The sequence below is a fragment of the Fodinibius sediminis genome (assembly GCF_900182555.1).
Taxonomy (GTDB): Bacteria; Bacteroidota; Rhodothermia; order Balneolales; family Balneolaceae; genus Fodinibius; species Fodinibius sediminis.
Map to the genome: position 1 here is coordinate 110,646 of NZ_FXTH01000003.1, position 14,045 is coordinate 124,690.

Consider the following 14,045-nt stretch of genomic DNA (forward strand, 5'->3'; position numbering starts at 1 on the left):
ATAATGAAGCTCCATTTTAGAAGTGGTACCCCGAAATTCATGAATAACACAGCCCTGCGCTACAGCGCATTGGCAATTTTGTCGGTATGATCTAATTTTTCCCAGGGAAACTCATCCCGGCCGAAGTGTCCGTAGGCAGCCGTTTTCCGGTAAATGGGGCGTTGCAGGTCAAAACGGCTGATGATGCCGGCCGGCGTTAAATCAAAAGTGGTTTCGATGGCATTGGCGAGTGCCATATCGCTGACTTTGCCGGTGCCATAGGTATTCACATTGATAGAGACAGGGTCAGAAAGCCCGATAGCATAGGCAATCTGAACCAGGCACTGTTCGGCAAGGTCGGCGGCTACAATGTTTTTGGCAATATGGCGGGCGGCATAAGCGGCACTTCGATCGACCTTTGATGGATCTTTACCGGAAAAAGCTCCGCCGCCATGTGCGCCATACCCGCCGTAGGTATCAACAATGATTTTCCGTCCGGTCAGCCCGGTATCGCCATGGGGACCGCCGATAACGAATTTACCCGTGGGATTGACATGAAAGATGGTTTCCTCATCAATGAGCTTTTCATCAATAACTTTTGCGATCAATTGTTCTTTCAGGTCGCGCTTGATTTGTTCCTGGCTCACCCCCTCATCATGCTGGGTCGAGAGTACAATAGTGTGAATGCGTGCTGGGTGTCCGTCATCGCCGTATTCAACAGTGACCTGGCTCTTGCTGTCGGGCGCCAGGTAAGGCAGCAGCTCCGTTTTTTTTCGTATGCGGGCCAGTTCCCTGAGCAAGTCATGAGAATACTGCAGCGACATCGGCATATAGGTATCGGTTTCGTCAGTGGCATAGCCGAACATCATGCCCTGGTCGCCTGCCCCCATTTTTTTGTCATTTCCTTCGTCGACGCCCTGTGCAATATCGGGGCTCTGCTGGTGGATGGTTGTAAGTACACCACAGGAGTCGGCATCAAAGCGATACGAATTTTTAGTATAGCCGATATCCCGGATGACCTGTCGAACAAGTTCCTGCACGTCAACGTAGGCTTCGGTGGTTACCTCCCCGGATATCAGGGCCAGGCCGGTTGTTACCAGCGTTTCAACAGCAACTCTGGACTCTGGATCCTGTTCAAGCATGGCATCTAAAATAGAGTCTGAAATTTGATCGGCAATTTTATCCGGATGTCCCTCAGATACGGATTCGGAGGTGAAGAGATTTTTCATCTGTACTAAAAATTCGTGATCATGATTGAATATTATGAAGCCTTGAAGCTACAAAAAAAAGGCTAATAATGCAGGGTCGAAAGTGAGGGATTTGTACCATGAAGCGGCACGGGGTAGCGTGCCGCTCAATGATACATTTTTGGAGTTAAGGTGGGTTGGAATGGAATGTAAGGTCCGGAGCTTATTCTGCAGGCAGCAAGACCCCATCAATAATATGAACTACACCATTCGTGCCCTGCAGGTCCACAGTGGTCACTGAAGAGGTATTGCCCGCCTGGTCGGTAAGCGTAACACCACCATTGCTGTCTACCTGTATATCGATCGTGGCTCCGTTGACGGTTTCAACAGTGCCGGACTGAACGTCAGCGGAAAGCACTTCCTGCGGGAGAACATGATAGGTCAAAATGGCCTTGAGCTCTTCCTGGGAGAGACCAGACAGATCTACGTTTTCGAAGGCGGCATCAGAGGGGGCGAAGACTGTAAAGGGACCATCCCCTGAAAGCGTACCGGCGAGTTCTGCCTGTACCACTGCGTTCTCCAGTGCCTGCAGTCCATAACGCTTTGCTATGATGCCGACAACAGTCTGGTAGCTGTCGGGCAGCAATACCGTGTCGATTGCGTGGATGATTCCATTGGATGCTTCGACATCAGCGGTTATGACACTGGCCGCGTCATTAACAGTCACCCCGCCGTTTGCGGTTACAAACAGCTCACCGCCTGCCAGGGCCTCGACTGTTTGTTCAGACTGCAAATCGCCGGATGCGATCTCTGCACCTACAACATGGTAGCTCAGAATTTCTACCAGCTGTTCATTGGAAAGGCTCGCAAGCAAGCCGTCCGGGAGTTTGGCAAAAGCATCATTGGTAGGAGCAAAGACGGTGAAGGGGCCGTCCCCTTCTAATGTGGCTACCAGACCGGCATCTGTGAGCGCTGAAACCAGCGTACTGAAGTTGTCATCAGAGCTGGCGACTTCGGCAATATTACCGGTGGTATCCGGGGGATTGGTGGGGCCGTCATCGTCATCACAGGCTTGCAGCATAACAAGTGCAAGAAGGGCGATGAGTCCGTTTCGCCAAAAAGCGATCGATTTTTTCGAGGGATTGTATATGAGTGTATCCATGGCATTATGTGATTTATTTAAGGGTAAGATATGGGCTATAATCACATAATGGTCATCAAAAGTTCCCTAAATTTATAAGTTAAATATTTTTTATGTATTAATAAATGAATGGAACGAATATATTGAATATATAGTTTTAGGTACTATTTTTTTAATACGTAACTTTATTAGAAATGGTCTGTCGGAGGGGCCGTACCCAGATATTGAAAGGCTTTGCGGGTGGCAATCCGACCTTTGGGAGTACGCTGCAGGAATCCTTCCTTGATGAGATACGGTTCATAGACTTCTTCAATTGTACCCTTGTCTTCTCCGACCGCCACACCCAGGGTGCCCAGTCCCACCGGGCCGCCCTCATAGTTTTCAATGATAGCAGTTAAAATACGGATGTCCATTTCATCAAACCCATTTTGGTCTACGTCCAGGGCATTCAGGGCAATATCTGCAATTTCATCGGTGATGGTATCCATATTTTTGACTTGTGCAAAATCGCGGGTCCGCCGGAGCAACTTGTTGACTATGCGGGGGGTTCCCCGGCTTCGGCGGGCAATTTCGTGAGCTCCCTTGTCGGTAATGCCCATATTTAGAATGGATGCGGTTCGGAGAGCAATGCGCTGCAGCAGTTCCACGTCGTAATAATCCAGCCGCATGTCGATCCCAAAACGGGCACGGAGTGGCGCGGTGAGCAGGCCCTTGCGAGTAGTGGCACCGACCAGGGTGAAGTGGTTGAGTTCGATTTGGATACTGCGGGCATTGGGTCCCGAGTCAATGACAATGTCCAGCTGGTAATCCTCCATGGCGGAATAGAGATACTCTTCCACCACCGGGTTCAGACGGTGAATCTCATCAATGAAGAGGACATCTCCGTCCTCAAGATTGGTGAGCATGCCGGCCAGGTCTCCGGGCTTCTCCAGCACTGGGCCGGTACTCGGTTTGATCTGTACCCCCATTTCATTGGCAATGATATGGGCCAGGGTGGTCTTTCCCAATCCCGGGGGTCCTGAAAGGATGACGTGATCGAGGGCTTCCTGGCGCTGTTGGGCGGCCTTGATGAACACAGACAGGTTTTGCAGGACTTTTTTCTGTCCTATAAATTCGCTGATGCGGTCAGGCCGGAGCGATTGTTCATAAGCCTCGTCATTATCTTGGGCATCTAAAAGAGGGTTTTGCAAAATAGTGGCATTAATCGGTTAGCAGATCAAGGTCTGAACAAATGATAAAATTAACGCATTATTTGCAAATATTCGAAGGGGAAGCGACAAAAATTGATTTTCACCGGAAATGGGAAACAGAAGAGCCGATGGATACGCTCCTGTTATTCTCACTCCGGTCGATTCAGCTGGTTATCCAGTTCTTTAAGGAGATCGCCCGCCGGATTTCGGTAAATGCCTTTCATCGAATATACTTCAGATATTGCCGTACGGGCCTGTTCCAGGCTGTCCGTCTTGATGTAGGTGTTGCCCATGTACCAGTATGCTTTTTCACGAGTGAAAGAATGCTCCTCTGCGCGGTCGATCGCTTCGTTGAAAGAGGCAATTGCAACCTTGTAATCCTGCTGGTTGAAACGGATGATTCCTTTGTTGAGGTAGGCCTGAACGGCCGCCGGCTGCTGCGGGTATTCCCGGATGATGGTGTTATAATATGCTACAGCTTCCGAGAGGTTGCCGGACAGGGCGGCTTTAAATCCGAGGTTAAGCAGCGAATCACCGGGAGTAAGCTGATGCTGCTGCGATCGTATGGTTGGCGCGGAGGCAAGATTTTCAGATAAGATGATTTCATTCAGCGCTAATTCTCTGAGACTTGGTTCTTCATGGAAGGAGAAGTAGTTGAAAGCAATGGCCACAACGACTGCAGCGGCAACCGCCGCCACCCATTTCCATGAGTTTTGCAGGGAATGTATCAACGCGTGGTGATCTTTCTGCTCGGGGGAGGTATTTGCAGGGTCTGCTATAAGCGATTGGACCCCAAGTTCAGTATTTAAAAGCTCGAGGTATTCCGGATGCTGCAGCAGCTTTTCCCACAGTTCCTGGGCCTGGTCTTCATTTAAATGCCCCTTGATATAGGCATCAATCTGTTTTTCCAGTTCTATGTCTCGTGACATATTGTGTCGGTTTAATTTACTATAACGGCTAAAGCAGCCTATACAGGTGCTTTGAAAGATGTTCCTTTATAGGTAAGATCGTTTTCCCAGCCAATCCTTACACTATAAATTAATTTTTTTCTGATAACAGTCGTTAAGCTTTTTTATCACGCGGTGTTTACGGGTCCAGGCGTTATTGACAGTGATATTAAACCGGTCGGCTACTTTTTGGGTGTGAGCATCCGGGTGGTCAAACCAATACTGTATAAATTGGCGGTGCTTTTCCGCCAGCTGATCCAGGCACCATTGCAGAAGGCGCATCTGCTCTTTATTGAGTAATGACTGCAGCTGTCTGGGGGCTTGGTGGTGCTGGTCGGTGAGTTCATTCAGTGAGGTGGTTTGTTTCTGCTGTTTTAATTTCAGGTATGAATTGCGGCAGATTGATAAGATATAGGATACTACGTAATCCGGGTTTTTGAGCTTATCCCTTTTTATTGATTCGAGAGCTCGAATCAACGCCTCCTGAGACGCATCTTTAGCATCATCTTCACTGGCATTCATATGAATTCTCAGGAAGGCCATAAGCCGGGAACGCAATGCCGATATCAGCTTGTTTATTTTTTTTGGGTCGTCCTCATTGAGGGCGGCCACCAACTCTGAATAATCCATGACAAATAACTGACCCTATCACCCTAATAAATCCCATTAATATTACGTAATAAAAATGGGATAGCCCAATTTTACAAATTTTGGTAGTAAAAACGGCAAAAATTTCCTTTTTTGCACTGATAAGAAGTTAAAAAGCAGCATGAGACTATTTAGAACGGCATAATGTATCGAGTACGATTAAAAAACTTTGAGGGCCCTCTGGATTTACTCCTCTTTTTCATAAAGAGAGACGAACTCGATATCTATGATATTCCGATTTCCTACATCACCAACCAGTTCCTGGAGTATATCAGCTTTATGGAGGAGCTCGATCTGGATGTGGCCAGCGAATTTATCCTGATGGCCAGCATGCTCATGTCAATCAAGGCCAAAATGATGCTCCCGCAGGAAGAATCGAATGATGAGCTCGATGAGCACGACCCGCGCTATGAGCTCGTACAACGGCTGCTGGAATACAAGCGCTATAAAGAAATGGCTGAGAAAATGGAGTCCATTGAAGAAGAGGCTCAGAAAAAACACTTCCGAGGGTATCATGACGCCGACGAAGTGGAAAAGCAGGCCAGCGGGGAAGCCCTGAAAAATGTGACCATGTTTGACTTGATGTCGGCATTTAAGAAAGTACTAACGGATATTAAAAAACAGCAGACCGTTCATCATGTGGAGAAGATTCAGCATACCATTGAAGAGCAAACCGAATATGTGCTGGATTGGCTTCAGGAACAGGGCCGTACGGCCTTCCGGACATTCTGCCACGAGCTGAAAAGCCGTACCAAGATTGTCGTTACCTTCCTCGCTATTCTGGAGATGCTCAAAGAGCGTCAAATTAATCTGTATGTCGAGGATGATGATCCGACGGATTTTTTTCTGGACTTGAAACCGGTAGACGAGATTATCAGTACTTCCTAAATTTAATATTGAAAACATCACAGAGTTATGAGACGCCCCCTGCTAGCTGCTTTTACGGGTCTGGTACTAATTTTCGCAGGCTGTCGAGGTACCCAGCAGTCAGCGCAGCAGACCTCCCCCCCTGTAACCGATACCGATGCACTCTTAAAGTACCAGGATGAGATCACAGAAGACTTTTTAAGGGAGCATCTGACCATCTTTGCCGCTGATTCAATGGAGGGGCGCGAAACGGCGATGCCCGGCCAGAAAAAAGCGGCGCGTTACCTGGTTGACCAGTACCGGCAGATGGAGCTGCAGCCTGCTGGGGAGGGGGACGATTATTATCAAAAGTTTATGCTGGAAGCGATCCAAAGCGACAGTGTGGTTTTCGAAACATTTGATCTGAAGGATGATCAAAAGCTGAGGATAAGCCGCTCGGTAGCCAGTAACAACAGAACTGCCGACTATATCCGGGCGTTTGGAGGAACCGATTCCCTGCAGGGCGAGATCGTATTTGCCGGTTTTGGCGTACAGGATCCTTCACAAGGCATCAACCAGCTGGAGGGGCTTGACCTGCAGGGAAAATGGGTGATGGTCTTCCAGGAGATCCCTCATGTGGTCGATGGCGACACCCTGGTGGATCCATCCATAGATGCCCGTGCCCGTTTCAGTGCCGTTTTCAATCAGGGAGCCGAGGGACTGCTGCTGATTTCAGACATGAGCAGCAAGGAATTCCGGGCATCGGCGGTCGGCATGCAAACTGGTTTTGACAAGCCTTCCGCCATGCGGCTGGCGTACCTGGAGGAGGAAGAAGGTTCCGGCGGATTTGATAAGGGATACAGCCTGGTAAGCCCGGAGATGGCAAAAAGGCTGCTCGGCCTGGAAGCGGAGGAAACACTGGCCGGCTATCGTCAGAAGCTGGTGAGCAATATAGCCGAATTCAAACCCCGTCCCCTGGAGTTTCTACTTTCCCAGATTCCCTATCAGACCAGGCTGTCCCTGGAAACAGAAAACGTTCTGGCCCTGGTCGAGGGAGCGGACCCCCAACTGAAAGATGAGGTTGTGGTGGTAACCTCACATTACGACCACGTGGGCATCGGACAGCCCGATTCCACAGGCGACCGTATTTATAACGGCGCCGATGATGATGGAAGCGGCACCATCGGTACACTGGCCCTGGCTAACGCATTTCGGACCGCGGCCGAAGACGGTGTACGTCCCAAACGGAGCATCATGTTTCTGAATGTTACCGGTGAAGAGAAAGGGCTCCTGGGATCTCGTTATTATTCGGACCATCCAACCTGGCCGATAGAGAAAACTGTGGCGAATCTAAATACCGACATGATTGGACGAATTGACGCGGAGCATGAAGCCGAAGGGGTTGAAGACTATGTCTATATCATCGGCGGTGAGCTCATCTCTTCCGGTCTGGACAGCCTTATTGAGGCAGCCAACCGGCAGTCAGGGCAAATTATACTTGACAAAAAATATAATGACTTGAATGATCCCAACCAGTTTTACCGCCGGAGTGATCACTGGAATTTCGGTCGACTCGGGGTCCCGTTTGCATTTTTCTTTACAGGGGTGCATGAAGATTACCATCGTCCTTCGGATGAAGTTCACAAAATTCGGTTCGAAAAGATGGCAAAGATTGTGCGGACGATGTATGCCTCTGCCGTTTTGATTGCCAATGCCGCGGAGGCACCAGCCGTGGACAACCAGGCTTTTATTGAAAAGACAAGCGCGGACTTATAGTATGGTCGCGGCTAACGCGGGAAGTTCCGCAGATGAGAAGAGCAAGGGCTGTACTGAAATAAAAATAGCGTGCATCCTTTAGCAAGTTTGCGGAATGCTGTGATGGCATTGGCCCTGAAGGAGGGAGGAACGTGTTACTGCTTCGAGGGCTCTTGCCTGGTCAGTTCCCTGTGGAGGGTCTGAAGCAGGATTTGTTCGGGATCATAACTGTGATGCCAGTACATGACGCCTCCCAGGCCTTTATCCCGGATATAGGCGGCTTTGTGTTTCAGGGATTCGGGATCTTCATAGGCAACCATGATTTTCTTTTTAATATTCCACAGGTAGGGCGCTTTGGCTCCGTCGTCCCAGTAGCGTTTGAATCCGTATTCATTGATAAAATCGGATTTCAGCCGGGCATAGGGGATGAATTCATAGAATTCCTCGAACGGCTGGTAAAGCCCCTTGTTCTCTGGATTAACACCGGACCAGCTGCGACCGTAAAAAGCAGCACCCAGTACAATTTTGCGGGCTGGAATGCCTGCATCGAGATGCCGTCTGACAGCCGCTGCCGCAGTGCGCGCAGGGGCACCGGGCGAAGACTGATACAGTCCGGTATGATGGCCCGTCGTCTCTGAGCCAACCGTAAACATGTCGTAGGTCATGACATTGATGAAATCAAGGTAAGGATGAAGTTGGTCCATCTGGGTGTGATCAAAAAAGGACTGATCGTCATTGCTGGCAATGGTCAGAAGAAAGCGGTCATCTCCGGTAAGCCCGCGTTCATCGCTGAGGCTGTCAAGATGTGTTCGCAGTGATTTCAGCATGAGGGTAAAGTTTCCCTTGTCTTCAGGCCGGTATTTGATGCCGGGCCCCGGCTGGCCGGGAAACTCCCAGTCAATGTCAATGCCGTCGAGCCCGTAGGTCTTGATGAGTTTAACGGCGCTTGATGAAAAGATATCGCGGGATTCAGCAGTGAGAGCCGCATCCGAGAAGCCGTCGGCACCCCATCCGCCCACAGAAACAAGTAACTTGAGTGCAGGATTCTTAGCCTTGAGTTTCTGCAGCCGGGCAAGTCGCCGGGCCGCTTTAATCTCGTCCCGGAAATGGATTTCCCCCTTATCATTCACATGGGCAAAAGAATAGTTAATGTGAGTTAGTTTTCCGGCATCCATTTTCCAGCTGTCTACTCCCCCGTCTGCGTAGGCAATGATCCGGAAAGGAGAGGTGCTCTTTTGCTGGGCGGCACCATCCGGAGCAAAGACCACCCAGATAAGCAGGGATAAGAAAGCTGTTTGCAGGAGTTGTCTCGAGTTGGAATAAATCATAGTTGGTTTTGTACATTGGGATCGATTATTGCCTGCGGGTGTAAGTTTACAGGTTTCAGAGCTAATTTGCAGGGTACACAGCCCAAAAGGGTATTCTCCAACAGGGTCTTCGATTCTGGTAGGATGCAGTAAGGCTGTTATGGGGGTGTTTTACCTGCCCACGACGATAAAGGGGGCCCAGTAAACGGGATGATTATACAGTGGATGGTTTATCATTCTCATTTTGGCTTTTCGCATGGCATTGGCTTTTTTGCCGAAGGGGAGGGAAATATCCCAGCCAATCCAGCGCAGGAAGCGGTCGGACCAGCTCTCAGCGGCTTCGTCAGCCATAAGCGCTTTGTAAAAAAGGTTCATCAGGGAGGAGGTGGACCGGTCGTATACATTCCACAGGCTTACTACAACGGTGGAGGCTCCGGCATAAAAAAAGGAACGCTGCATGCCCAGCATGCCTTCTCCCTCAACGACCTTTCCGAGTCCAGTGTTGCAAGCACTCAGAACCACCATGTCGGAATCTATGTTCAGCCCAAAAATTTCAGAACTGCGCAGCAGTCCGTCCTCTTCAGAGGATGCGGTAATGTAGTTTCCAGACGAAAGAGCCAGTCCGCTCCTGTGGGGTCGTTTCTCATCGATAATGCCGTGAGTTGCCAGGTGTACATATTGATAGCTGTTATTTGCGAGCAGGCTCTTGACTGCTTGTTCCGAAACCTGCTCTTCTTTGAGTGTTTTCACCTGCTCAAAGTGGGAGACAATGGAGTCTACTTCAAGAGTAGTTGAAGGAAGGCTTGAAAGTCGGCTGGTATTAGAGGGACGTTCCTTGGCATTTTTTGCAAACTGGGATCCGGCAACCGCCAGCATTTTTTTCTGATCCACGGATTCACCGGGGGGATTCAATAGCGTGAGACTGGTGATTGAGGGTTCATATTTGATTCGGAATTTTTCAATCAGGTACCGGTTTCCCTGCATGAGTGCTTCAAAGGGAAGGTGGGCTAACACACCATCCGGTACAATAATCAGATTTGAATAGCCGGCCAGCAGCTGTTCAAAAGGTTCTATTAGAATTGCATAAAGCTTGTCGGAGGATTTCTTCAGCTGACTCCGGCTGGCGTTGGATAAAATACCATCTCTGAAAGCAGCGATTTGCGTGTTCAGCTGCTTGTCTACCGCTGTTTTTTCTGCCAGTGAATACTGCTTAACGTGTACTTTGTCCCGGCTAATAAGAAAAGCAATCAGTTCATCCTCAGTGATGGCATATTCCAGGACAGCGGTTTCTGTCCCTGTGATCGCTTGTGCTTTTTCTAAACTTATTGGCTCCGGCTGGTTCATATTTTTTAGTCTGGGGAACTGTGTTCTCAGGCTGTTTTCATAGGCTGCGTAGTCAAGCTCTGCTGTACGAAGGGCAGACTTTAGCTGTTCCTGTTCCTCCTTGCCCGAAACCACTTCCAACTGGTTGTAAAGGCTGTCTATTGCCACTTGTTTCTTTTTGCGATTTTCTTGGATCTCTACAGGCAGGTTTTGTTGAATGCTCCGGGAAGCGTTGGCCAGCTCATCACGCAGCGAGCGTGCTTTGGCCTGCTCAACCAGTCGGAAGGCCCGCGAAGTGTCCTGCTCGTACTCCAGCACCCATGAAGCCAATTGGGTGTAAAAGCCGGAATATTTTTTGAAATATCCCCTCTTGAGCGTAGAGCTGGCTCCTGCGTTGGACCGATAACGTTCAATGATATCGACTGCTTGCTGCCCATAGACCACGGCACTGTCAGAGTTCATCTTATCATGCTGTTTTGCCAGGTTGTGGAGGGCAGTGAAACGGTTCTCTTCCGGGGAATGCCTGCTGTGATTATAGGCCTTTTGAAAGTATTCCAGGGCCTCCCGGTCCTCTTCTTCTGCCGCATGGATCCTTCCGAAATAACTGGCAGCGTTTTCCAAAATCGAATGGTTGTTGATAGAGTCTCCTATAGTACGTAGCCGGCGGGCATACATCCGGGCCCGGCCATAATCTTTCTTGTATAGTTCCAGTTCGATCATCGTGTTGAGAGAAAATGACATTTTGTAGCTGTTCCCAACCTTTTTTCTCAATTTGTATGATTTGAGATAATAATCAGCAGCTTCTTCTTTCCTGTCGAGCTCCCAGAGTGCCTTGCCAATATTCATTGTGGTTGTGGCGATACTCTGAAGTTGCTCTCTCTTTTTACTTATCTCCAGGCTCTGACGATAAAATGCAATGGCCTTCTCATATTCCCCGAGGTTCTTGTACAGGAGGCCAAGGTCATTCAGGATTGTCTGAACTCGTTTGGGTCTGCCCGATTTGCGGGCGTAGTCCAGGCTTTTATGGTACGCAATCAGTGACTGGTCAAAATTTCCAAGTTGTTCCTGGATGCCTGCAATTTGACTGTAGACTATTGCCAGACGGTCTACATTGCCCAGTGGTTTTGCGAGTTCAAGACTGCGGTTGTAATAGTCAAGCGCTTTGGAGTAGAGCATGAGAACCTCATAAAGATCCCCGATATTGCTGAGACCAATGCTGAGGGGTAGTTTATTATCCAGCTTTTGGAGGTGCGGGAGTGCGCGTTCCCTGTAGGAGAGTGCCTTGCTAAAGTTGCCCTTGCGCCTGTAGGCACTTCCAATGTTATCCAAAACTACGCCGATTAACTCAGCATCTCCGGATTTCTGGGCCAGGGGCAGGGATTTTTCATAGTAATTTAGTGCTAAATCTGATTTTCCCAGCCGGTTGGAGGCCCATCCCATGCTGTTATACAAATCGCCCCGGTTGTAGGTATCATTATCGGGGTGGTTAATCTCCAGGAGATATTGGTACAGTTTCATGGCTCGTTCGTACTTCAACTGTGTGACCATGGCACTGGCGTATTCCTTGCCCGCTTCGAGCCAGCCGGTGGTATCCTGGCCGTTTCGATATAGATTATATGCCTGTCTGTAATAAAATTCGGCCTGTACCATCCGGCCGCTGTCATCAAATTGTCGGCCCTTCTGGAAAAGGGAATCTGCCGGTTCCAGGTTTTGGGCATGCCCGGTTACCGGCAGACACCATCCTGCAAGAATAATGATAAGCCAACATTTGTACATTGCTGTTACCCCGTTCTATCCCGCCAACTGTTTTGTGATTACCATCAAACCTAAAAAGAAAAGGCCCCATTGCCCTTAAAATAGTGGCATTTTACAAAATTAAAAACAATGGAAATTGTGCTAAAATAATGGCACTTTTAGAGATACGGAACTGCTAAAAATCTGAATACTGTCCCATGATGCTTATCCCCATAGACGGTTTATGTTGGGTGGTCTTGTCATCCAGGCCGGATCAAGAAGAGACTAAACCCGATAGAGACGATGGTGATTCGGTCTCTGAATAACACCATACCAGCATTCGGCTGGCATATTGCAGGCACTTTGACGGCTGTTACTCCTTGAACATTGCGTTGACAAAAAGCTCACGGTCAAAGACCTGAAGATCTTCGATATCCTCGCCTACACCGATATATTTTACAGGAACATCCAGCTCGTTGGACACGCCAATCACAATACCGCCCTTGGCCGTTCCATCGAGCTTGGTTAGAACCAGCCCGGTGATGTCGACAAATTCGGTAAAAGCCTTGGCCTGCTGCATTGCATTTTGACCGGTTGAGGCATCGAGCACCAGCAGAACCTCGTGCGGGGCATGGTCGACCACCTTCCCCATGACGCGTTTAATTTTAGCCAGTTCTTGCATCAGGGACTTCTTATTGTGAAGTCGTCCGGCGGTATCGATCAGGGCGATATCGGCGCTGCGTGCCTTGGCGGCAGCTACGGTGTCGTAGGCTACTGCCGCAGGATCTGCATTCTGGCCCTGCTGAATAATCGGAACATCCGCCCGTTCGCTCCATATTTGCAGCTGATCAACAGCTGCGGCCCGGAAGGTGTCGGCGGCCCCTAGCATGACGTTTTTACCGGCTTTTTTGTACAGGTGGGCCAGCTTGCCTATGGTGGTGGTTTTGCCAACCCCGTTAACGCCGACAATCATGACGATGTGAGGTTTTTGTGGAAATTCAGCGTCAAACTCGGCCGGCTTGTCAGGGGTGTGATCTTTAAGCAGGGCGATGATTTCTTCACGTAGAATTTTCTGCAGTTCACTGCTGTTCAGGTATTTGTCGCGGGCCACCCGTGCCTCAATGCGGTCGATAATCTCAAGGGTGGTTTTGACGCCTACATCCGAGGTTATCAGTATTTCTTCAAGATCGTCGAGTACCGCCGCGTCCACGGTCTTTTTACCGGCAATGGCTTTGCCGAGCTTTTTCATGATGCCGGAGCGGCTCTTCTCAACACCTTTTTCAACCTTTTCTTTCTTCTTAAGACCTATTTTTTCTAAAAAACCCATGCTCTTGTTCGGTTATGAGACTGTGTAATATCCGGACCAATAGCGGAGATTACAGCAGTATGTAATGATTCAGTTAAAGTAGACGCCTTTACGTATCTGGTTAAAACGATGAAGATAATCAAAGAAGGAGAAAAACATAAGCGCTAAAGAATTGCCCATCAGAACCAGGTGAACGGCCTCGGCCCCGGGGTAAAAAAATACCGACAGCCAGTAGAGGCCCAGGGCATTTACGCTGACTTTGCCCGACATTCCAGCCATGGCCACTTTACCGCGCATTTTTTGAATGTATAATGACCCCCCCATGATAACGATGTCACGGATAATTTCGATGAGAAAAAACCAGAGAGGTATAAGATCGATATATACGGCATACAAAAAGAGAATGAACGCACAGAATTTGTCTGCTACCGGGTCGAGAATCTTGCCCCACTCCGAAACCTGGTTGGTCCACCGGGCCACAAATCCATCGAGGTAGTCCGAGATAATGCCATAGAAAACCAGCGCAGCAATAACCCAGGTAATGCGCTGTCCATTGGTATAGTGCAGGTAAACGATGGGAACAGCTACCAGGATGCGTGTGAAGGAGATCAGGTTCGACCAGGTAAACAGTATCTGCCTGACCTCAACCTTTTGCCGTTCTATATTGTGCAATTCAGTCAAC

General features: G+C 49.1%; 11 protein-coding genes. 2 read left to right on the forward strand and 9 right to left on the reverse strand.

Annotation, left to right across the window (positions count from 1 at the left end):
* Positions 1–59: 59 nt before the first annotated feature.
* The 5 genes from metK to FN808_RS04385 form a co-directional block, all read right to left on the reverse strand.
* Positions 60–1,208 carry a methionine adenosyltransferase gene (gene metK / locus FN808_RS04365; RefSeq protein WP_142713339.1) on the reverse strand — a complete coding sequence of 383 codons (1,149 nt, stop codon included), beginning with the start codon at positions 1,206–1,208 and terminating at the stop codon, positions 60–62.
* A gap of 181 nt (positions 1,209–1,389) precedes the next feature.
* A complete protein-coding gene (locus tag FN808_RS04370) occupies positions 1,390–2,328 on the reverse strand; it encodes a fasciclin domain-containing protein (protein WP_142713340.1) in 939 nt (312 codons plus the stop codon).
* Between the two features lie 167 nt (positions 2,329–2,495).
* Entirely contained in the window at positions 2,496–3,497 is a 1,002-nt protein-coding gene (gene ruvB / locus FN808_RS04375) for a Holliday junction branch migration DNA helicase RuvB (RefSeq protein WP_142713341.1), read from the reverse strand.
* A gap of 149 nt (positions 3,498–3,646) precedes the next feature.
* Positions 3,647–4,426, reverse strand: coding sequence for a tetratricopeptide repeat protein (locus FN808_RS04380; RefSeq protein ID WP_142713342.1), 780 nt, complete (start codon positions 4,424–4,426; stop codon positions 3,647–3,649).
* Positions 4,427–4,528: 102 nt separating this feature from the next.
* The gene (locus FN808_RS04385; protein ID WP_142713343.1) at positions 4,529–5,074 is read right to left on the reverse strand and encodes an RNA polymerase sigma factor; all 546 of its coding nucleotides are present in this window, start codon (positions 5,072–5,074) and stop codon (positions 4,529–4,531) included.
* A gap of 162 nt (positions 5,075–5,236) precedes the next feature.
* Between FN808_RS04385 and FN808_RS04390 the strand changes: the two genes are divergently transcribed.
* Both FN808_RS04390 and FN808_RS04395 read left to right on the forward strand, forming a co-directional pair.
* Positions 5,237–5,980: a segregation and condensation protein A gene (locus tag FN808_RS04390; protein WP_142713344.1), complete on the forward strand. Its 744-nt coding sequence runs from the start codon at positions 5,237–5,239 to the stop codon at positions 5,978–5,980.
* A gap of 27 nt (positions 5,981–6,007) precedes the next feature.
* Positions 6,008–7,714 carry a M28 family peptidase gene (locus FN808_RS04395; protein WP_142713345.1) on the forward strand — a complete coding sequence of 569 codons (1,707 nt, stop codon included), beginning with the start codon at positions 6,008–6,010 and terminating at the stop codon, positions 7,712–7,714.
* A 134-nt stretch (positions 7,715–7,848) separates the two neighbouring features.
* Here FN808_RS04395 and FN808_RS04400 read toward each other — a convergent pair whose 3' ends face one another.
* The 4 genes from FN808_RS04400 to FN808_RS04415 all read right to left on the reverse strand — a co-directional run bounded on the left by FN808_RS04400 (position 7,849) and on the right by FN808_RS04415 (position 14,044).
* On the reverse strand, positions 7,849–9,021 hold the full coding sequence (locus tag FN808_RS04400) for a glycoside hydrolase family 18 protein (RefSeq protein ID WP_142713346.1): 1,173 nt from the start codon (positions 9,019–9,021) through the stop codon (positions 7,849–7,851).
* A gap of 150 nt (positions 9,022–9,171) precedes the next feature.
* Positions 9,172–12,099 carry a CHAT domain-containing protein gene (locus FN808_RS04405; protein WP_142713347.1) on the reverse strand — a complete coding sequence of 976 codons (2,928 nt, stop codon included), beginning with the start codon at positions 12,097–12,099 and terminating at the stop codon, positions 9,172–9,174.
* Positions 12,100–12,430: 331 nt separating this feature from the next.
* Entirely contained in the window at positions 12,431–13,384 is a 954-nt protein-coding gene (ftsY, locus tag FN808_RS04410) for a signal recognition particle-docking protein FtsY (RefSeq protein ID WP_142713348.1), read from the reverse strand.
* A gap of 69 nt (positions 13,385–13,453) precedes the next feature.
* Entirely contained in the window at positions 13,454–14,044 is a 591-nt protein-coding gene (locus tag FN808_RS04415; protein WP_142713349.1) for a CDP-alcohol phosphatidyltransferase family protein, read from the reverse strand.
* Position 14,045 lies beyond the last annotated feature (1 nt).